The 19,879-nt window shown below is 64.4% G+C and carries 17 protein-coding genes; 1 reads left to right on the plus strand and 16 read right to left on the minus strand.

All coding sequences use genetic code 11. The features are described from left to right. Positions 1–8: 8 nt before the first annotated feature. The gene (locus NFG57_RS12235; protein WP_108132833.1) at positions 9–1,064 is read left to right on the plus strand and encodes a L,D-transpeptidase family protein; all 1,056 of its coding nucleotides are present in this window, start codon (positions 9–11) and stop codon (positions 1,062–1,064) included. 527 nt (positions 1,065–1,591) lie between these two features. Here the strand turns inward: NFG57_RS12235 and NFG57_RS12240 are convergent. The 16 genes from NFG57_RS12240 to nadD all read right to left on the minus strand — a co-directional run bounded on the left by NFG57_RS12240 (position 1,592) and on the right by nadD (position 19,836). Beyond that, positions 1,592–1,855, minus strand: a complete 264-nt coding sequence (locus NFG57_RS12240; protein WP_045992670.1) for an Lpp/OprI family alanine-zipper lipoprotein — start codon at positions 1,853–1,855, stop codon at positions 1,592–1,594. A gap of 198 nt (positions 1,856–2,053) precedes the next feature. Then, positions 2,054–2,620 (minus strand): L,D-transpeptidase, encoded by a 567-nt coding sequence (locus tag NFG57_RS12245; protein ID WP_231498647.1) that lies wholly within the window; start codon positions 2,618–2,620, stop codon positions 2,054–2,056. Positions 2,621–2,836: 216 nt separating this feature from the next. Further along, complete coding sequence (locus NFG57_RS12250) at positions 2,837–3,304, minus strand: DUF6586 family protein (RefSeq protein ID WP_045992672.1); 468 nt, start codon at positions 3,302–3,304, stop codon at positions 2,837–2,839. After that, entirely contained in the window at positions 3,301–5,934 is a 2,634-nt protein-coding gene (gene topA, locus NFG57_RS12255) for a type I DNA topoisomerase (protein ID WP_045992673.1), read from the minus strand. Before topA ends, NFG57_RS12250 begins: the two co-directional genes overlap by 4 nt. A 332-nt stretch (positions 5,935–6,266) precedes the next feature. Further along, positions 6,267–9,044, minus strand: coding sequence for a DUF3141 domain-containing protein (locus tag NFG57_RS12260; RefSeq protein WP_348816181.1), 2,778 nt, complete (start codon positions 9,042–9,044; stop codon positions 6,267–6,269). A gap of 224 nt (positions 9,045–9,268) precedes the next feature. Continuing rightward, positions 9,269–10,270, minus strand: a complete 1,002-nt coding sequence (lipA, locus tag NFG57_RS12265) for a lipoyl synthase (protein ID WP_045992674.1) — start codon at positions 10,268–10,270, stop codon at positions 9,269–9,271. A 67-nt stretch (positions 10,271–10,337) separates the two neighbouring features. After that, complete coding sequence (gene lipB / locus NFG57_RS12270) at positions 10,338–11,009, minus strand: lipoyl(octanoyl) transferase LipB (protein WP_348814421.1); 672 nt, start codon at positions 11,007–11,009, stop codon at positions 10,338–10,340. Beyond that, positions 11,009–11,317: a DUF493 domain-containing protein gene (locus NFG57_RS12275; protein WP_045992676.1), complete on the minus strand. Its 309-nt coding sequence runs from the start codon at positions 11,315–11,317 to the stop codon at positions 11,009–11,011. The genes lipB and NFG57_RS12275 overlap by 1 nt, the downstream gene beginning before the upstream one ends. A 144-nt stretch (positions 11,318–11,461) precedes the next feature. Then, positions 11,462–12,682 carry a D-alanyl-D-alanine carboxypeptidase family protein gene (locus NFG57_RS12280; RefSeq protein WP_253551978.1) on the minus strand — a complete coding sequence of 407 codons (1,221 nt, stop codon included), beginning with the start codon at positions 12,680–12,682 and terminating at the stop codon, positions 11,462–11,464. 140 nt (positions 12,683–12,822) lie between these two features. Then, positions 12,823–13,863, minus strand: coding sequence for a septal ring lytic transglycosylase RlpA family protein (locus NFG57_RS12285; protein ID WP_348814422.1), 1,041 nt, complete (start codon positions 13,861–13,863; stop codon positions 12,823–12,825). Continuing rightward, a complete protein-coding gene (gene mltB / locus NFG57_RS12290; RefSeq protein ID WP_045992678.1) occupies positions 13,860–14,912 on the minus strand; it encodes a lytic murein transglycosylase B in 1,053 nt (350 codons plus the stop codon). Before mltB ends, NFG57_RS12285 begins: the two co-directional genes overlap by 4 nt. 273 nt (positions 14,913–15,185) lie before the next feature. Further along, positions 15,186–16,343: a rod shape-determining protein RodA gene (rodA, locus tag NFG57_RS12295; RefSeq protein ID WP_108132837.1), complete on the minus strand. Its 1,158-nt coding sequence runs from the start codon at positions 16,341–16,343 to the stop codon at positions 15,186–15,188. Further along, positions 16,343–18,229 (minus strand): penicillin-binding protein 2, encoded by a 1,887-nt coding sequence (gene mrdA / locus NFG57_RS12300; protein ID WP_045994182.1) that lies wholly within the window; start codon positions 18,227–18,229, stop codon positions 16,343–16,345. Before mrdA ends, rodA begins: the two co-directional genes overlap by 1 nt. 33 nt (positions 18,230–18,262) lie before the next feature. Further along, entirely contained in the window at positions 18,263–18,730 is a 468-nt protein-coding gene (gene rlmH / locus NFG57_RS12305) for a 23S rRNA (pseudouridine(1915)-N(3))-methyltransferase RlmH (protein ID WP_108132839.1), read from the minus strand. Beyond that, complete coding sequence (rsfS, locus tag NFG57_RS12310) at positions 18,727–19,089, minus strand: ribosome silencing factor (RefSeq protein WP_108132840.1); 363 nt, start codon at positions 19,087–19,089, stop codon at positions 18,727–18,729. Before rsfS ends, rlmH begins: the two co-directional genes overlap by 4 nt. Before the next feature lie 117 nt (positions 19,090–19,206). Further along, positions 19,207–19,836 (minus strand): nicotinate-nucleotide adenylyltransferase, encoded by a 630-nt coding sequence (gene nadD, locus NFG57_RS12315; protein WP_108448871.1) that lies wholly within the window; start codon positions 19,834–19,836, stop codon positions 19,207–19,209. Positions 19,837–19,879: the final 43 nt, after the last annotated feature.

Consider the following 19,879-nt stretch of genomic DNA (forward strand, 5'->3'; position numbering starts at 1 on the left):
CTGCTGCAATGACTTCGACTTCACTTCGCCGGCCACTCGTCCGCCTCGCCACCCTGTGTGGCGTTGTGGGCGCGCTGGCGGCACCTCTGGCGGCGGCCGACGACCTGCCCCGGGGCCACTACCTGCTGCCCGAAGAAGGCGACCTGATCGGTGAGGTCTACACCGTCGAAGCCGACGAGGAAGACACCCTCATCGATATCGGACACGAGCACGGCATCGGCTTCAACGCCATCACCCGCGCCAACCCCGACATCAGCATCTGGTATCCCGGCGAGGGTACCGAAGTGACCATCCCGGCCCAGTTCATCCTGCCCGATGCACCGCGCAACGGCATCGTGGTCAACGTGGCCGAGATGCGCCTCTACTACTACCCGCCGGCCAAGGAAGGCGAGCCGCGTACGGTGCAGACCTACCCGATCGCCGTGGGCCGCATGGACTGGAAGACGCCGCTGGGCTCCACCACCATCACCCAGATGGTCAAGAATCCGTCCTGGTATCCTCCTGCCTCCATTCGCCGCGAACACGCCGAGGCCGGCGACCCCTTGCCCGGCGTGGTGCCGCCCGGACCCGACAACCCCATGGGCACGCGCAAGATGCGCCTGGGCATCCCCGGCTACCTGATCCACGGCACCAACAAGCCCGAGGGCGTCGGCATGCGCGTCACCCACGGCTGCATCCGCATGCTGCCCGACGATGTCGAGAATCTGTTCGATCAAGTCGCGGTGGGCACCCGTGTCCGACTGGTCAACGAACCGCTGAAGCTCGGCTGGTCCGACGAGCACCTCTATGTCCAGGCCTACCCCTACCTCGACGAAGAAGAAGGCGCGCCGATCGAGGACATGACCGCCGCTATCGAGGAGGTCGAGGCCGCCGTCAAGGACAAGGACTACGATGTCGACTTTGCGCGCCTGCGTAGCGCCATGGAGACGCCCAGCGGCCTTCCGGTCGCCATGCAGACCACCACCCCGGCAGAACCCAAGCCGCTGCCTGGCAGCCTCTATGACCATATCGAGTTGATCGCCGACGAGCCTGCCCTGCTGGGACAGGTCAGCCACGAAGGCTGAACCGGCGACCACAGGCACCACATCAAGCACGTGACGTGCACGGCGCCCCGACAGGGGCGCCTTTTTTTGGCGCCAACATTTCCAGCGGGGGCCTCGCCGGCATGGTGGCGACACCATGATCCAGCTCAAGCGATGCATCCGCAGCAGTCAGCCGTCAGGCAGAGGAGAGGCAGCCGTCAGGCGGCAAGCGACAGGACAGGCAGCCGTCAGGCAGAGGAGAGTCAGCCGTCAGGAGACAAGCGACAGGACAGGCAGCCGTCAGGCAGAGGAGAGGCAGCCGTCAGGAGACAAGCGACAGGACAGGCAGCCAGACAGGCAGCCGTCAGATGAAGGAACAGGCAGCGGTCAGACGATTGGCTGGCAGCTCCCGCCCACCATCAATCGTCATGCAATGATCACACGCCACAAACGACTGAGGCCCCACCTTTCGGTGGGGCCTCAGCCTATCGTTTCATGACCTGGACGACCTGATTTCGATGAAACCCTGACGTCCTGTCGGTCAATCCCGCGAACGGGATGCGAAACGATTACTTGCGCATGGAGCGCTCGAACATGCGGTTCATCTCTTCGCGGTTCTGCTGAGACAGCTGCAGGGCCGCTTGAGCGTCACGCTGTGCCTGGTTGGCAGTGTTCTGAGCCTGAGTGGCGATGCTGCGAGCTTCTGCAGCGTCGGCCTGAGCGGACTCAGCGGTCATGCGGACTTCTTCCAGAGCGCTGGAAGAAGCACAGCCAGCCAGAACGGCCAGAGAAGCGGCGGCGGCGGTCAGCTTCAGGGTAGTCTTCAGAGTCATGGTGTTCTCCTTGAGTCTTCCTTGGTACTGCGTTGGTGACAGTAACATACCCGATCAGGGTATGTATCCATCAGGCTTCCTGCAAAGGCAGGCCTTTCTTGCAGCGACTTGTGCTGCTAAGCACAGGAGTCAAACGCTGTTTTATAATACACAACGGCGCTTGTCCATAGTCTTGAACGTCCCTTGCGCCCCTAAAGACTAGCGGATGACGACGCGAGTGCCAACATCAATCAAGCCGGAAAGTTCCCGAATTTCATGATTGGTCACGGCGACACATCCGTTGGTCCAGTCAAAGTTGCGATGGATGTCCATGTCTCCATCGCCGACTCCGTGTATGCCGATATAACCGCCCAGGATCGTCTGCTGGGGCGGGCTACGATGCCGGCGATAGTAGTCGAAATAGTCGTCGTAATCCTGCTGACTGTACAGCCCCGTCTCCAGCGCCATCCTGGCGTGGGTGGGCGTCGGATAGTCCAGGCCGATGAAGATGTCGAACTTGCTGTCGAAGTTGAAGCGATTAACGTGGAACTCGCCTCTTGGCGTGGTCTTGTCGCCCATGACCCGCTGGGACTTGGCGCCCCCTCTACCGACCGAAATCGGTGAGTATCGAGCCAGCTCAACCCCCCCGCGATACACCGTCAGGCGAGACTCCTGGTTATCGATCAGGACCCAGATCTCGCTGGAGGAGTCCGGGACAATGGCACGGCGAAGCTGGTCCTCCACCATGTCCATGCTGGCACTGACACCCAGAGGGAGTAGCAGCATGGCACCAAGTATCATTTGGATGAAACGGCGACGTTGACTCTGGGCGAACATGGATAAACTCACTGTGAATAAACGAAAACATCTGTGACGCAGTGTAATCCCGATTCTGCGGAACTTCACGCGGAACCTGGCCGATTTCACGGCAGGCAAACGAGCTCTGTCGCAGCTATCAAACGACGGCGCACAGAAGCGTCGCCGGCCGACGACACTCTGCCTTTACCATTCCTCACTGGTCTGGCGTAAGGCGGCGATCTCGACCTTGGCCGCCTCGAGGCAATGCTGCAATTCCTGCCCCAGATCCGCCTGCCGGTCCACGGCAATTACCCCGGACAATGCCGGCGAGCGAGGTCGACTCGCACCTTCATCGCCATGCAGCGCCTCGAGATGACCGATGACACGGTATAGCCAACTGCTGCCGTCGCGGGCCAGCTCACGTAGCCGATGAACCTCGGCCACGGCGGGTGGGTCATCACCCAGCAACAGGCTTCGCCAGTCATGTTCCGCCAGATGAGCGTGCTCGCAGACGTCGCGCAGCAGGGCGTCGATCGCCAGCTCGAACAACGCCAGGGCGCCCTCCTCGCTGGCCCTCTTTCTGGCGCCCTGGTGCTCGTCATCACCCGGCGCCACGTCCAGCAGCAACTGCGCCTGATACAACAACTGATTGGTGCGGGCCCGCGGTGTCACTTGCGCTTGTCCTCCACCACCCACTTGTTACCGTCCCAGCTCGCCTTCCAGCCACTGGCCTTGCCATTGTCGCCGTCGGTCATCACGAACTGCTCCTTGAGCTTGCGCGAGAAACGAATCTGAGCCGGGCGCCCATCCGGGTCCTGGTCCGGCGCATCGAGCAGGTAGTGGTACTTCTCCGGCAGCTCGGCGGCGTGGGGCTTCAGTTCCTTGACCAGAGGCGGACGGGTCTCCCGGTTCTTCGGGAACTTGCTGGCGGCCAGGAACAGCCCGCTGGCGCCATCGCGCAGCACGTAGTGGTCTTCCACCTTCTGGCAGGCCAGTTCCGGCATGGGAATCGGATCCATCTTGGGCGGAGCTACTTCACCGTTGCGCAACAGCTTGCGGGTATTCTTGCAGCTGTCACTGGTGCAGCCGAAGTACTTGCCGAAGCGCCCGGACTTGAGCTGCATCTCGGAGCCGCACTTGTCACACTCGATGACCGGGCCGTCGTAGCCCTTGATGCGGAACTTGCCCTGTTCGATCTTGTAGCCGTCACAGTCGGGGCTGTTACCGCAGATATGCAGCTTGCGCCCTTCATCGATCAGGTAGCTGTCCATGGCGGTGGAACACACCGGACAGCGTTCCTTGGCGCGCAGGGCATCGGTCTCGGCTTCTTCGCCGGCATCGGCGGCGACAGCTTCTTCACCCGGCAGCAGGTCGATGGTGGTCTTGCAGCGCTCCTTGGGCGGCAGGTTGTAGCCGCTGCAGCCGAGGAAGACACCGGTCGAGGCGGTACGAATCTGCATCTTGCGCCCGCAGGTGGGGCAGTCGATATCGGTGGGTACCGGCTGATTGGGCCGCATCCCCTCGTCGCTCTCGGCCTTGGCCAGCTCCCCGCGAAACTCCTGATAGAAGGCGTCGAGCAGCTCACGCCAGCTACGCTCGCCCTCGGCGATCTCGTCGAGGCTATCCTCCATGCGCGCGGTGAAGGAGTAGTCCATCAGGTCGGGGAACGACTCCTTGAGTCGCTCGGTGACGATGTCGCCCAGCTTCTCGGCGTAGAACCGTCGGTTCTCGAGCTTGACGTAGCCACGATCCTGGATGGTGGAGATGATGGCGGCGTAGGTCGAGGGGCGACCGATGCCGCGCTTCTCCAGCTCCTTGACCAGGCTGGCTTCGGTGTAACGGGCCGGCGGCTTGGTGAAGTGCTGCCTGGGGTCCAGCGCGTCGAGGTGCATCGGGGTGCCCTCGCCCAGATCCGGCAGCGCCTGATCCTCTTCCTTGCGCCCCATGGGGGTCATCACTCGGGTGTAGCCATCGAACTTGAGCACCCGGCCCTTGGCCTTGAGCTCGTAGCCGTCCACCACCACGCTCAGGGTCGACGACAGGTATTCCGCCGGGGTCATCTGGCAGGCGACAAACTGCCGCCAGATCAGTTCGTACAAGCGCTCGGCATCCCGCTCCATGCCTGCCAGGTCGGTCGAGCGACGGGACACCTCGGACGGCCGGATGGCTTCGTGAGCCTCCTGGGCGCCTTCCTTGCTGGAATAGCGGTTAGGGGCTTCGGGCAGGTAGCGATCGCCGAACTCCTCACCGATATAGTCACGCACGCTCTCCACCGCCTCGCGGGACAGGTTGGTCGAGTCGGTACGCATATAGGTGATGTAGCCCGCCTCGTAGAGCCGCTGGGCCAGGGTCATGGTCTTCTTCACCGAGAACCCCAGCCGGCCACTGGCGGCCTGCTGCAGCGTCGAGGTGATGAAGGGGGCGTTGGGCTTGGACCGGGTCGGCTTGTCTTCCCGCGAGGTGATCGCAAGACTGGCCTTGCGCAGCGCAGCGATGCGCTCGAGGGTCTCGCTCTCGCTGGTGGGCCTGAACGTCTTGCCATCCTGACGTACCAGCTCGAAGCGGATGGCCTCGCCGTCCGGCGTCACCAGATCGGCATGAACGTCCCAGAATTCCTCGGGCACGAAGGCGCGAATCTCGCTTTCGCGCTCGCTGATCAGGCGCATGGCCACCGACTGGACACGACCGGCCGAGAGCCCGCGGGCTACCTTGGCCCACAGCAGCGGCGACAGCATGAAGCCCACCACACGATCGAGGAAGCGGCGAGCCTGCTGGGCCTCGACCCTGGGCATGTTCAGCTGACCGGGGTCGGTGAAGGCTTCCTGGATGGCATTCTTGGTGATCTCGTTGAACACCACCCGGCGATAGCGTTGCTCGTCCCCACCGATGGTCTCGCGAAGGTGCCAGGCGATGGCTTCCCCTTCGCGGTCCAGATCGGTCGCGAGATAGACGGTGTCGGCTTTCTCCGCCAGCTTCTTGAGCTCGGCCACGACCTTTTCCTTGCCCGGCAGGATCTCGTAGTTGGCCTGCCAGCCATGGTCGGGGTCGATACCCATGCGTCGTATCAGCTGGCTATGCGCCTTCTGCTGCTTGTAGACCGCCTTTTCCTCAGCCGACATCTTGCGCGTCGCGGCCGCCTGGCGAGCCCGCTCCTTGGGATCGGAAGCCGCCTTGCCAGAGCCGCTGGTCGGAAGATCACGGATGTGACCCACGCTCGACTTCACGATGAACTCGTTGCCGAGGTACTTGTTGATCGTCTTCGCCTTGGCGGGCGACTCGACGATGACCAGAGACTTGCCCATAGTACTCCACAGTAGTCAGGGCGCCGCGCTCCTTGGCGAACGCCAGTATGTGCCACTCCCGCCGATGGTGGACGGGAAAAATGCGCTTACCCTAACCCAGCGCCGAACGTCGCGCCAGTCACATCGGTTCGAGCCCCAGGCAGGCTAGACGCATGCCCAGTCGTTTCCCCACGACTGACGCCCTGGCGTCCACCTGACATCGCCAAGAGACTAGCCCTTACCTCGACGGCCGACAAGCCGCCCCTCAGAACCGACTTGCCCCTGCACGAAGCAGGGGCAAGCGGAATGGTCGATGTCTCACACTCGATCATCGAAGGCGGTCAGGCGCCCGACTAGCGCTTGCGCCGCTGCCCTCGGGGCGATCCGGTGCTGCGCCGACGGGTGGCGGCCGGCGCCTTCTCGGCGTCATTGCCTCCCTCGCGAGAGGCTGGCGTGGCGGCCTGGGCAGCCTTGGGCTCGGCCTCAGCCACAGGCTTTGTCTCGACCTCAGGCTTGGCCTCAGGTTTGGCCTCAGTTTTAGCGTCAGCCGCCGGTTTGGCCTCGGACTTGGTCTCGGGCTTGGCCTCGGTTTTAGCGTCAGCCGCCGGTTTGGCCTCGGACTTGGGCTCGGGCTTTGCCTCGGTTTTAGCGTCAACCGCCGGCTTGGGCTCGGGCTTGGCCTCAGGTTTAGTTTCAGGCTTCGCTTCGGCAGCCGGCTTCGCCTCGGTCCTGGCCTGGGCCTTTGCCGCAGGCGCATCAGCAGGCTCGGCGTCGGCCTTGGGCGCAGCCTGGGCCTGCCCTTCGACGCGGGAAGCTTCGCTTGCAGATTGACGAGTGCCGCGCTTGGCTGACGTGCCGCTAGCCGGCGACGTCTTGGCGCTGCTGTTACCACTGGCCCCACTGGCCCCACCACCACTGCGGCGGGCCGTACGACGCGTTGCCGGACGGGCCTTGCCAAACAGCGCCTTGATACGCTCGAAACGAGCGGCGGCGTGCTCGCTGAGCTCACCGCTGGCCGCCAGTACATGCTCGATATGCTCGATATGGCCGTCGATCGTCCTGGCATCGAGCCCCTTGAGCAGCTCGGGAATGGCCTCCAGCGCAGCCTCACGATCCTGCTTCAGGATAAAGAACTGATCGCGCATCAGATGCTTGAAGTCTTCCAGCCGCAGCTCCGGCTCAAGCTCGCTGCGTGACGCCTGCAGGCGGCGGAAATTGCGGCCATCGGTAGCAGGAGCACCACCCAGCACGAAGATCACCGAGCGCATCACGGCCTCGTGGGCGCCGCCTTGCGCCACCTGCTCGCGCACCTCCTGCTGGCGACGCTGGATAAAGCGACGACGCTCCGGCTCGGAGCCAGGCACCTGACGCTCACCCTCCACGGCGCCTTTCAGCCCCACCAGCGACTGCAACAGCGGCTGACCATAGAGGTCAAGGAAGGCCTTCTCGAGGGCGCGATCGCGCAGTACCCGCCAGGCATCCAGACTCCGCGAGATCAGGCTCGACCCGATGTCCTCATACACTCGGAAGATGTTGTCATCACCGAGTTCATGACGATGCTTGCGCACCGACTCCGCCATCACCGGCAACGACGACATCATCGGATTACGATCGGACAGCAGGCGATAGCCCATGCGATTGGGGTGCATCTTGCGCATCCAGCGAGCCGACTCGGGTGTCGACACGGCACGAATCCAGGGTTGCAGGAACTGACGATAGAGCCCCAGATTGATCTCCGAGACCCTGGCCACCGTGGCGAAACGCCGCTCGTCCTCGGGGCTATGCTTGACCACCTGATTCAGGTCGTCGAGGTCCCGGGTAGAGAACTCCAGCAGGTAGTCCCGCTCGATCAATTCGGCGTCGGGCCGCTCGCTGGCCTTGGACACCGTGGTCTCGTAGAGCCCCGGCGGCAGCACGTCGATGTAGTCCATGTTGGCGGTGAACTCGGCGTGTTCCTTGCGCGAGACGCTGCCGGAAACGAAGATGCCGAGGTGGCCGGTCTTGTCATGGACGCAGTAGACGATGGTCTGCTCGTTGGCGATGATGTCGTCGACGCCGTCGTAGAGATCACGCACCCAGCCAAGCGCCTGAGGCGGCGGCGTGATGTCATCACCTTGTGAGCAGAACACCACCACCGGGGAGCGCACGTTGCGAAGATCGATACGGCGCCCGTCGGACGTCACAAGCTGGGCCGTGGACAGGCGATTGCCGACAAACAGGTTGTCGACGATGTACTGGATCTCTTCTCCACCCAGCACCACATGGCCGCCCCACCAGCGCTCGAACTGAAGATAGCGATCGGCTTCGGTATCGACATGGGCGTACAGGTTGTACTGCTTGTCCCACCAGGTGTTGGCCGGATTAAGGCGTTCGAAGTTCTGCACCAGCCAGGCCCCGTCGAACAGGCCATCGCCCATGTCCGAGAGCATATGGGTGGCCCAGCTGCCGCCGGTCATGCCGCCGGTATAGCGCATCGGCGCCTTGCCGCGCTCCCCGGCCCAGTAGGACAGCGGTGCACCGGCGATCAGGATCGGTCCGAACAGCTCGGGCTCGAGCGCTGCCGCCATCATGATCTGCCAGCCCGCCTGACAGTTGCCCACGACCATCGGTTTTTCGCTATCGGGATGCAGCTCCGCGACGTGGCGCAGGAAGGTGACCTCGGCTTCAACCACGTCCTCGACCCGCTGCCCCGGGACGGGATAGGGCATGAAGGCGATGAAGTAGCAGGGATGGCCGGCGCGCAGTGCGATACCGATCTCGCTGTCGGGCTTGAAGCCACCGATACCCGGGCCATGTCCGGCGCGCGGGTCGACCACCACGAAGGGGCGTGCCAGTTCATCTGTCTCGACACCCTCGGGCGGGTGCACGCGCAGAAGCTCATAGTTGACGGGGCGAGGCAGGGTCTCGCCTTCCATCACGATGTCGGTATCGAAGCCAAGTACGGTGGGGCGGGTCTTCTCGATATGTTCGAGGTATTCGTTGCCGCGCTGGCGCATGACATCCCAGTAGAGGATGCTGCGCTCGACGCTGTCACGCCAGTAGTCGGCCGCGGCACGGCCGAAGCCGAAGGGGTCGAACAGTGGAGCAAAGGGTTCCGCCAGCGCGAACAGGGGCGCGGTGGCGCTTGGCATCAACGCATTCATATAGGCTCCCAGGGTTGCGTGATGCGCAGCAGGCGATCCTTGCGTCTGCGCACTTGTTGCAGTGCAATATAGCGCAATAATGCAGGTACTGCGAAGCCCCCTCCTTTCGGAGCTGCACATCGTGTAGGAGATTCACTGTAGAGCGGGTACGCTCAAAAACACAACGCCCGGCAATGCCGGGCGTTGTGGGTAGCTGAAATACCGCTTTCGCTCTACTTCACTTCGATACCGTGTGCCTGCTGATCGGCATGGTAGGACGAGCGCACCAACGGGCCGGAAGCCACGTGGGTGAAGCCCATGGCGCGCCCCTGCTCGGCGAACCAGTCGAACGTGGACGGCGGCACCCAGCGATCCACCGGCAGGTGATTGCGAGACGGCTGCATGTACTGCCCCAGGGTCAGCATGTCCACGTCGTGGGCACGCAGGTCGCGCATCACCTCGATGACCTGCTCGTCGGTCTCGCCGACACCCAGCATCAAGCCAGACTTGGTCATCACTTCGGGACGGCGCGCCTTGTAGCCCTTGAGCAGGTCCAGCGACCACTGATAGTCGGCCCCCGGCCGCACCTTGCGATACAGACTCGGCACCGTCTCCAGGTTGTGGTTGAAGACGTCGGGCGGCGTGGTCTCGAGGATGTCCAGCGCCACCTCCATGCGACCACGAAAGTCCGGCACCAGTACCTCGATCTCGATGCTCGGGCTATCACGACGAATCTCGCGGATGCAGTCGACGAAGTGCTGGGCACCGCCGTCACGCAGATCGTCACGGTCGACGGAGGTCACCACCACATAGTTCAGGCGCATCTCGGCGATGGCCTCGGCCAGTTCGCGCGGCTCGCGCTCGTTCAGGGCGTTGGGACGCCCGTGAGCCACATCACAGAACGGGCAGCGGCGGGTACAGATATCGCCCATGATCATGAAGGTGGCGGTACCGCCGTTGAAGCACTCGCCCAGGTTGGGGCATGAGGCTTCCTCGCAGACGGTGTGCAGGCCATGACGTCGCAGGGTCTCCTTGATACGGGTGACTTCCTTGGACACCGGCATGCGTACCCTGAGCCAGTCCGGCTTGCGCGGAATCTCCTCCGTGGGGATCACCTTGACCGGGATCCGCGCCACCTTGTCGGCGCCGCGAAGCTTCACTCCCCTTTCGCTGCGGGCGTTCTTCTTGGCCTTGGCGGCGGCGGCCGCCGCCTGGATGGCGGAACTGTCTGTCATTTCACTGTCCTGTGAGGATCGCTCGGGAGACACGTTGCTGTGACGGCCTTCGGCGTGCCCTGTGCGATCAGTCAAAATTGTGGGCGTCGAGCACTCCCGGCAAGCCGGGGCGCTCGATCAGTTCGCGTTGTCCCAGTCGCGTCGCCAGCGTGCGCAATAGCCGACGCGCTTCGGCTTCCATGTCCAGCCTCGAAGAGACCAGATCGGCCAGCCGGGCCATCTCGAGTCCAGCGTAGCCACATGGGTTGATAAACGAAAATGGCGTGAGATCGACCTCGAGATTGACCGCGATGCCATGAAAACTGGCACCCCGTCGAATCCTCAACCCCAGTGAGGCAATCTTGCGTTCACCGACGTACACGCCAGGCGCGTCAGGCCGGGCGCTTGCCTCGATGCCATGCTCGCCCAGGGCATCGACCACGCTGTCTTCCAGCGCACTGACGAGGTCTCGGACCCCCAGTCTGGCACGCTTGACATCGATCAGCGGGTACAGCACAAGCTGACCCGGGCCGTGGTAGGTCACCTGCCCGCCGCGATCGGTCTCCACCACCGGAATCTCGCCCGGCATCAACAGGTGCTCGGGCTTGCCTGCCTGGCCCTGGGTGAACACCGGCGGGTGCTGGACCACCCAGATCTGGTCAGGCGTATCGCCATCTCGGGTGTCGGTCAGTTCGCGCATCGCCTGCCACACTGGCCGATAGGGCTTGAGCCCCAGATGATAGACGTCGATCGCCTCCATCACACCACCATGTGCACGCGGCCTGTGGCCTTGAGTTCGTCGAACAGCGCCTTGAGCTGGGCTTCACCGGTGGCGCGCATGGTCAACCGCACCGACTGGAAGCGCCCGTTGCGACTGTCGACCACCTCGAGGCTGCTGCCCTCGAAGGTAGGATCATGGCGATGCACGATCTGGCTGACGGTGGCGGCGAAGTCCTCGGCAGCATCTCCGACCACCTTGATCGGATAGTCGCAGGGAAAGGTGATGGTGACATCCGCCGGATCCGGCCCTGCCTGGGTGCGCAGATCGCGAAAGGTCCTGTCGTTCATCCGATGCCCCTTACAATGGATACCCGAGTATTCTACTCAACCTTGGCATCACGACCAAGGACGCCGGCCGAGGCGGCTCACCTCGGCCGGCGTCACGGCGACCACAGGGCGCGCATTGACGCCAGGGCCGCACCACAGGGACGATCAGTCGAACCAGCCGCCGACCAGGTCGCTGAAGAAGCGCTGGACCTTGTCGATCATGCGCTTGAACAGCCCACCCTGCTCTACCGCTTCCAGCGCCACCAGGTCACGCTCGCCGACCACCTCGTCCCCGAGGCGCACCTCCATGGTGCCGACCCGCTGGCCGGCGGCGATGGGTGCGGTCAAGCCACTGTCGATGTCCAGGCGCGCGGTGAGCTCGTCATTACGGTTGCGCGGCACGGTCATGTAGACGCCATTGTCGACGCCCACCTTGAGCTCGTTGGTGCTGCCTTCCCACACCCGCGGCGTGTTGAGTACGGCGCCACGGTCATACAGCTTCAGTGTCTCGTAGTAGCGGAAGCCATAGCTCAGAAGCTTCTGGGTTTCCTGGGCGCGGGCTTCTTCGGAGCTGGTCCCCATCACCACCGAGATCAACCGCATGTCATCACGCTGGCCCGAGGACACCAGGCAGTAGCCGGCCTCTTCGGTCCAGCCGGTCTTGAGGCCGTCGACGCTGGGGTCGCGCCACAACAGACGGTTGCGGTTGGCCTGTTCGATACCGTTGTAGGTGAAGTGCTTCTGGCTGTAGATGGCGTAGTGTTCCGGGTAGTCCAGAATGATGTGCCTGGCCAGACGCATCAGGTCCCGAGCCGAGGAGTAGTGATTCTCCGACGGCAGCCCGGTGGCGTTCTCGTAGTGGGTGTTCTCCATGCCCAGCTGGGTGGCGTGCTGGTTCATCAGGTCGGCAAAGGGGGCCTCGCCGCCGGCCAGATACTCGGACATGGCGACGCTGGCGTCATTGCCGGAGACGATGACGATACCGTGGAGCAGCTCCTCGACGGAGACACGAGTACCGACCTCGACAAACATCTTCGAGCCGCCGGTACGCCAGGCCTTCTCGCTGATCGGCACCATGTCGTCGGGCTGGATGTTGCCCCGATCAAGTTCACGTTCGACCAGGTACGCCGTCATCAGCTTGGTCAGGCTGGCCGGCGGCAGGCGCTGGTCAGAATTGTGCTCGGCCAGGACTCGTCCGCTGTTGGCGTCGATCAGGATCCACGACTTGGCCGCCAGCTGAGGCGGTGCCGGGATCATGACCTGGGGCTCTGGCACGTCCGGTGTCGGCGAGTCGGGCTGCTGAGCACTCGTCAGAGGCGCCACCAGGGCCGCACATACAAAGGCCACGGGCAACCAGCGGCGAGTAAAGGATGACTTAGCGATCATGGTGAAATGTCTCGTTACAACAATCAGGGAAAGCGGTGATCAGGGCCACCGCACAATGCTTCCAACAGCCGGCCTCACTGGAACCGCCGGCATCGACCGGCCGGACGATCAGCGAGGCGTCGGCTGCACTTCGTCGACACCTAGCGAGCATCGACGACAAAGGTCTGCGCGAATCCCGCCTGGCGCAAGCGTTCGCGGACCGGCTCCGCCTGCCCACGACTCGCCAGCGGCCCGACCTGCACCTTGTGCAGACCGGCGGCGCTGGCCACACGCACCTGCTGATTCAACCGCGTCTCCAGATCCGCCTTGAGGTCTCGGGCGCTGTCCGCCGATCCCAGGGCTGCCACTTGAATATAGATGCCGGGAGTCCCGGCCGCGGGCGCCTGCGGGGCGCTCTGGCCTGCTGCCGGCGACGCGGCGGACGGCGCGCTGGGCGCCGCATTGGGTGCAGCACGGGCTGTAGTACTGGCTGTGGTACTGGCCGTAGTTCTGGTCCCAGTACTGGCCGCAGCGCTGACTGGCGCGGCGCGCACACCCCCGCTGACCGAGTCGCTCGACGCACCCGCGCCGCGACTGGCCTGCCACTGATCGGGATCGATCACGCTGACCCGCACCCGGCCCGTGCCATGGTCGAGAATATCGAGCCGCGCGGCCGCTGCGTAGGACAGATCGATCTCGCGGTCGTCGTGGAAGGGGCCGCGATCGTTGACTCGCACGATCACCGACCGCCCGTTGTCCAGGTTGGTCACCCGGGCGAAGGTCGGCAACGGCAGCGACTTGTGCGCCGCCGTCATCTTGTACATGTCATAGATCTCGCCGTTGGAAGTGGCGTAGCCGTGGAACTTCTGACCGTACCAGGAAGCGGTACCCTCGCGCTGATAGCCACTCGGGTCATCCAGCACATGGTAGGTCTTGCCCCACACCTCATAGGTCGAGCGGTTGCCGGCGCGTGAGCGTGGCTCGTCGCGCGGCACGGCGTCCGGCACCTGACTGACGTCCGGCGGCGTCTCGGGATAGGCGTCGCCGCTCATGGCATAGCGCCCACCCGCCGTCGCCCGCGAATCCTGAGGCGTCGTGGCCGCGTCCTGAGTGGTCTCCGGGGCGGTCCCGCCACCGCCGGCACAACCGGTCAGGGCCACCAGCAGCGACAGGGTCGGCAACAAGGGCGCGCGCAGGGTCATGAACTCACCTCCGTGTCCAGGGCATGCCACCACTGGGGCTTTCCCAGCGAGCGCACCTCGGCGATGGCCTCCGACAGTTCCGTGACCGCCATGGCGTAGAGGTGGCTGTGGTTATAGCGGGTGATCACGTAGAAGTTGGCCCCACCCAGGCGGTAGTGGGTGCTGCCGTCTTCCATGTCCAAAGCCAGCGGCACCACCTTGGCATCCCCCGGCAGCGGCTCCACCGGCTGGATGCCCTGGGCTTCCAGTTCGGCAACACGGGCGTAGGGCGGATCGGTGCGGTTGAAGCGAATCGAGGACGGCACCGAGCTGGGGCCTTCGGCCTCCCAGTACAGGGTGCCACCCGCCTGCCAGCGGTGCTCGGCGAAATAGTTGGCCACACTGCCGATGGCATCCACCGGATCGGTCCACAGGTTGCGCTGGCCGTCGTCGTTGAAGTCGACCGCGTAGGCCTGGTAGCTGGTGGGAATGAACTGGGGATAGCCCATGGCACCGGCGTAGGAGCCCTTCAAGGCTCCGGGATCGACGTTCTGCTGGTAGGCAATGTCGAGAAAGGCCTCGAGCTCCCCCTCGAAGAACTCACCGCGCCGGGGATGATGAAAGGCCAGCGTGGACAGCGAATCGAGCACCCGATGATCACCGGTGATACGCCCGTAGCGGGTCTCGACGCCGATAATCGCAGCGATCACCTCCGGTGGCACACCATAACGCGCTTCAGCGCGATCGAAGGCATCACGATGGGCCTCGATAAAGGCCGCGCCCTCGTTGATGCGCTCTTCACCGAGGAAGATGCCACGATAGCGCTCCCAGGTCAGGTGATGCTCGGCGGCACCGCTCATGGCCTCGAGCACCGACGGCTGGAACTCTGCCCTGGCCATGGCGCGCTCCAGCCACTGGCGCGAGACGCCCTGGCGCTCGAGCCGATCCATCATCGCGTCGACCTCCGGCGAGGCGAAATCCTGCGCCTGGGCCGCCAGCGACAGCGAGGCCAGAAGCCCACACAACGCCGCGCCGAGGCCTTTCCTTCCCTGGACCAGGGGTACTGTCATCGATCTTCTCCCTTGGGGAACCCGCAGGCGCCGCCGCCCCTGCAAAGCCGGCAAGCGCTTCGCTCGCCGGCCCCACCGTGGCCACTGTCGCCGCCTCTCTCTGGGCTCCCGTTAGCCTGGTCGCCAGCCCCTAGGGCTTGTCTGAAAAGTGCCTGCGCTCGGTAATACGGCGTTAAAAATCGGATCAAAATGCTCATTTACACCCCGTAAACTGCGCTTTCTCACCGATTTTTGCCTTGTCTAACCTTCGCTCGTCGACTTTTCGGACAGCGCCTAGCGTGGCAGCAACCGGCGATGTGCATTGACCGCCATGAGAATACCGAAACCGGCCATCAAGGTCACGCTGGACGTCCCCCCGTAGCTCACCAGGGGCAGCGGTACGCCGACCACCGGCAGAATGCCGCTGACCATGCCGATATTGACGAAGACGTAGATAAAGAAGGTCAGCATGATGCCGCCTCCCAGCAATCTGCCGAAGGTATCCTGGGCGGCGCCCGCCAGCCACAGTCCACGCGCGACGATCAGCAGGTACAGCAGCAGGAAGGCCAGCATGCCGACCAGCCCGAATTCCTCGCCCAGCACGGCCACGATAAAGTCGGTGTGCCGCTCCGGCAGGAACTCGAGCTGCGACTGGGTGCCTTCGAGCCAGCCCTTGCCCCAGACGCCCCCGCTGCCGATGGCGGTGGTCGACTGGATAATGTTCCAGCCGGCGCCCAGCGGGTCGCTTTCGGGATCGAGAAAGGTCAGCACGCGCTGACGCTGATAGTTGTGCATATTCATCCACAACAGCGGCAGCGCTGCCCCCGCCAGCGCCACCATGACACCGATAAAGCGCCAGGACAGCCCCGCCAGCAGGATCACGAAGACCGCCGCTGCCGCCACCAGCAGCGAGGTGCCAAGGTCCGGCTGGCGCGCGATCAGGCCCACCGGCAGAGCGATCAGCAGTGCGCAACCGGCCAGCGCGCGCCAGTTGGGTGGCAGCTCGTGGCGACTGAGCCAGGCCGCCACCATCATCGGCATGGCGATCTTCATCATCTCGGAAGGCTGAAAGCGCACCACGCCGGGAATCACCAGCCAGCGCTGAGCGCCCATGCCGACGTCACCGAGGATCTCCACCGCCACCAGCATCACCAGGCCGGCCAGGTAGGCCGGCAACGCCCAGCGCATCAGCGTCGCCGGCGAAAACTGCGCCAGCACCAGCATGACCGCCCAGGCCACGCCGAAGCGAATCGCCTGGGCGGTGACCACGTGAACGTTCTCGCCACTGGCGCTGTAGAGCACCGCCAGGCCACTGCACATCAGCACCAGCAGCATGCCGAGCAACCAGGGATCGACGTGCATCCTTTGCCAGAACGAGGTGCGTCGGGCGATACCGCTGGCCGGGGGACGCACCGGGTGGCCGCGCAACGAGCGCACAAAATCGATGGCCATCAGTCTTCCTCCTCGGCGGCGGTCTCGTCGGTGCGCGGACGACCGGCGTTGTGGTCGAGAATCCAGGCATCGGCCATGGCCCGAGCCAGCCCCGCGGCGTGGGTCGACCCGCCACCGGCGTTCTCGACGATGACCGAAATGGCGATTTGAGGGTCCTCCACCGGCGCAAAAGCCATGAACAGCGCATGGTCGCGCAGACGCTCCCGCAGTTCAGCGGCGTTGTACTTCTGGTTCTGCCCCAGCGAGAACACCTGGGCGGTACCCGACTTGCCGGCCATGCGATACTGAAGGCCTGCCCCGGTGCGCCGTGCCGTGCCCTCGCGCCCGGACAACACCTTTTCCATGCCGTTGAAGACCCGGGTCCAGTAGTTCTCGGGGGCCTCGATATCCGGCGGCGTGTCGGGCAGATCAACCGGCACCGGCTGGTCGCCGATGCGCTTGGCCAGCCGCGGGCGCACCCAGTGGCCGCGATTGGCGAGCACGGCGGTCGCGGCCGCCAACTGCAGCGGAGTGATCTGCAGATACCCCTGGCCGATACCCACCGACAGCGTCTCGCCGGGATACCAGGGCTGATTGAAGCGTGCCTTCTTCCAGTCTCTGGATGGCAGCAGACCATCCCCCTGCCCGGCCACGTCGGCGGCGACCCGGCTGCCGAAGCCGAAGGCCCCCAGGTTCTCGTCGATACGATCGATGCCGAGCTCGTGGGCCAATGAATAGAAGTAGGTGTTGTTGGACACCGCCAGGGCGCGTTCGAGATTCACCCGCCCATGACCCCAGCGCAGCCAGTTGCGGTAGCGCCGGTCGTCATTGGGCAGCTGATAGTAGCCCGGGTCGTAGATGACCTCGTCTGGGGTAACGGCCCCTTCGATCAGCCCGGCCATGGCCATGAACGGCTTGATCGTCGACCCCGCCGGATAGCTGCCCCGGGTCGCCCGATCGAACAGCGGCAGATCGATATCGCTCTGCAGCCCGCGGTAGGACTTGACGTCGATGCCGGTGACAAACTGGTTGGTGTCGAATCCAGGCACCGAGGCCATCGCCAGAATTTCGCCGGTCTGGGGCGCAATGGCGACGATGGCGCCGCGCCGACCATCGAGCAGATCCACAGCGAGCTGCTGCATGTCCATGTCCAGGGTCAGGGTCAGGTCCTGCCCCGGCTCGGGGTCGGTGTGCCCCAGCTCACGCAGCACCCTCCCCCGGGCGTTGGTCTCGACCTTTCTCAATCCCGCACGACCGTGCAGCTGATCCTCGTAGAAGCGCTCCACCCCGGTCTTGCCGATAAAGTGGGTACCGGCGTAGTTGCCCGGATCCAGGCTCTCGAGTTCTTCGGCGTTGATCCTGCCCACGTAGCCAAGCGCATGGGACATGATCTCGGCGTCGGGATAGAAGCGCAGCAGCTGGGCCTGCACCTCCACTCCCGGCAAGCGGTGGCGATTGACCGCGAGCCTGGCGATCTGCGACTCGGTCAGATCACTCATCAACAGCGCCGGCTGGTAGGGACGCTGACGCTGGCGTGAACGCACCTTGAAGGCGTCCACCTCTTCGTCCGGCAGATCCAGCAGCTCGACCAGCAGCTCCAGGGTGGCATCGAGATCATCGACCCGCTCACGCACCAGGGTCAGGTTGTAGGTGGGACGATTTTCGGCCAGCAATTGGCCGTTGCGGTCGTAGATCAGCCCGCGGGTCGGGGGCAGCGGCTCCACCCTCACCCGATTCTTCTCGGATCGAGTGCTGTAGACCTCGTGCTGGACGATCTGCAGATAGCACAACCGTCCCACCAGCAGGCCGGACAGCAGTACCACGACCACCCCGGCAAGCGTCGCACGCACACGAAAGATGCGCAGCGCGTTCTCGGGGTTCTTGAGGGTTTCGCGACGCTTACGCATGCGAGAGGCAATCCTTGTCTGACGCAGGAGCCATCATCGGTGGTAGGGGTGTCCCACCATCAGGGTCCAGGCACGGTAGAGCTGCTCGGCCAGCACCAGCCGCACCAGTGGATGGGGAAGGGTCAAGGGTGACAGCGACCAGCGCTGGTGGGCGCGGGCCGACAGCGTCGGGGCCAGGCCATCCGGGCCACCCACCAGCAGCACCACATCACGCCCGGCATGACGCCACTGATCGGCCTCATCGGCCAGCCGCTCGGTGGTCCAGGGCTTGCCGAGCACCTCCAGCGCCACCAGATGCTCATCGCCCTTGAGGCGTGCCTCGATGCGCTCGGCTTCCTGGGCCACGGCGCGCGCGGTATCCGCGTTCTTGCCGCGATGGCCCGGGGCGATCTCTTCGACCTCCAGGCGAAAATCCCGCGGCAGACGCTTGCGGTACTCTTCGACACCGTCGGTCACCCAGCCTGGCATGCGTGTTCCCACCGCCAACAGGCGGACCTTCATGCCTTGGCCTCTTCCTCTGATGCCGGTGCATCGCTGGGAAGGTCCGACCACAGTCGCTCCAGGTCGTACAGCGCACGGGTGTCCGGCATCATCACGTGGACCACCACGCCGCCGAGATCGACCAGCACCCAGTCCGACCCGTTTTCACCCTCGACGCCCAACGGCTGAACGCCATTGTCCTTGGCGTTGGTAATGACGCTGTTGGCCAGCGCCGACACATGTCGTGTCGAGGTCCCGCTCGCCACCACCATCCAATCGGTCACACTGGTCAGCCGAGACACGTCGAGCACCTCGACGTCCTTGGCCTTGATATCGTCAAGCGACTCGATCACGAGCGCCTTCAATGCTTCAATCTGCATAGCCCCTCATCACTGGGTAGTCATCGACCTCCCATTGTACCTGTTGGGAAGCCGAGTGGCAGCGCCAATCCAGCGCCTGATCGAATTTCTCGGACCGCCTTGCCCTGGCTGCCGCGCTCAGACCGCGCGGTACAGGCGTTGCGCCTGGATACGCTCTTCCACTGCCGGGGGCAGCAGGTAGCGCACGCTCTTTCCCTGCATCAGGCTATGCCTAACGAAGGTGGCCGAGATCGCCATCCGCGACGGCAGCGACAGGCGCAGCAGTCGGCCCTGGGGCTTGGCCATCAGGGCATCGCCATGCTCGACCTCACGCCCCTCGATCAGCGCCTGAAGCGCTTCGGGCAAGGGCGCTTCGTGATCGGGGCGTTCGACCACCACCAGATGGGCAAGCGCGAAGATCCTTTCCGGGTTGTGCCAGTTCGCCAGCTTGAGAAAGGCGTCGTGACCAAGGGCCATGACGATGCGCGCCTCGTGGCCGTAGCGCTCACGCAGGGACTCGAGCGTCTGCACGCTGAACGACGGGCCCTCCCGTTCCAGCTCGCAGGGGTCCGCCGCCAGCCCCGGGGTATCGCCGATCCCCAGGCGCAACAGCTCGAGCCGTTTTTCGGCGGTGACCTGGGGCCGATCGCGCAACGGAGGCTGAGCCGCGGGGATCATGTGCACGCCATCGAGCGACAGCGCAGCGCGAAGCTCAAGCGCGGTGCGCAGATGGCCTAGATGGACGGGATCGAAGGTGCCGCCAAGCATGCCGATGTGCGCAGGACGACCCTCGACGTCAAAGCGAACGGCG

This window comes from Halomonas sp. H10-59 (assembly GCF_040070555.1).
Lineage (GTDB): Bacteria > Pseudomonadota > Gammaproteobacteria > Pseudomonadales > Halomonadaceae > Halomonas > Halomonas litopenaei.

Bases quoted from the DNA above. Each gene is read 5' to 3' on its own strand.
- NFG57_RS12285 (WP_348814422.1), bottom strand. From the start codon at position 13,863: ATGACCCTGCGCGCGCCCTTGTTGCCGACCCTGTCGCTGCTGGTGGCC.
- nadD (WP_108448871.1), bottom strand. From the start codon at position 19,836: ATGCTTGGCGGCACCTTCGATCCCGTCCATCTAGGCCATCTGCGCACC.
- mrdA (WP_045994182.1), bottom strand. From the start codon at position 18,229: ATGCGTAAGCGTCGCGAAACCCTCAAGAACCCCGAGAACGCGCTGCGC.
- NFG57_RS12260 (WP_348816181.1), bottom strand. From the start codon at position 9,044: ATGCCAAGCGCCACCGCGCCCCTGTTCGCGCTGGCGGAACCCTTTGCT.
- lipB (WP_348814421.1), bottom strand. From the start codon at position 11,009: ATGGAGGCGATCGACGTCTATCATCTGGGGCTCAAGCCCTATCGGCCA.
- lipA (WP_045992674.1), bottom strand. From the start codon at position 10,270: ATGACAGACAGTTCCGCCATCCAGGCGGCGGCCGCCGCCGCCAAGGCC.
- NFG57_RS12245 (WP_231498647.1), bottom strand. From the start codon at position 2,620: ATGCTGCTACTCCCTCTGGGTGTCAGTGCCAGCATGGACATGGTGGAG.
- rodA (WP_108132837.1), bottom strand. From the start codon at position 16,343: ATGGCCATCGATTTTGTGCGCTCGTTGCGCGGCCACCCGGTGCGTCCC.
- NFG57_RS12240 (WP_045992670.1), bottom strand. From the start codon at position 1,855: ATGACTCTGAAGACTACCCTGAAGCTGACCGCCGCCGCCGCTTCTCTG.
- mltB (WP_045992678.1), bottom strand. From the start codon at position 14,912: ATGACAGTACCCCTGGTCCAGGGAAGGAAAGGCCTCGGCGCGGCGTTG.
- NFG57_RS12235 (WP_108132833.1), top strand. From the start codon at position 9: ATGACTTCGACTTCACTTCGCCGGCCACTCGTCCGCCTCGCCACCCTG.
- NFG57_RS12280 (WP_253551978.1), bottom strand. From the start codon at position 12,682: ATGATCGCTAAGTCATCCTTTACTCGCCGCTGGTTGCCCGTGGCCTTT.
- NFG57_RS12275 (WP_045992676.1), bottom strand. From the start codon at position 11,317: ATGAACGACAGGACCTTTCGCGATCTGCGCACCCAGGCAGGGCCGGAT.
- rsfS (WP_108132840.1), bottom strand. From the start codon at position 19,089: ATGCAGATTGAAGCATTGAAGGCGCTCGTGATCGAGTCGCTTGACGAT.
- rlmH (WP_108132839.1), bottom strand. From the start codon at position 18,730: ATGAAGGTCCGCCTGTTGGCGGTGGGAACACGCATGCCAGGCTGGGTG.
- topA (WP_045992673.1), bottom strand. From the start codon at position 5,934: ATGGGCAAGTCTCTGGTCATCGTCGAGTCGCCCGCCAAGGCGAAGACG.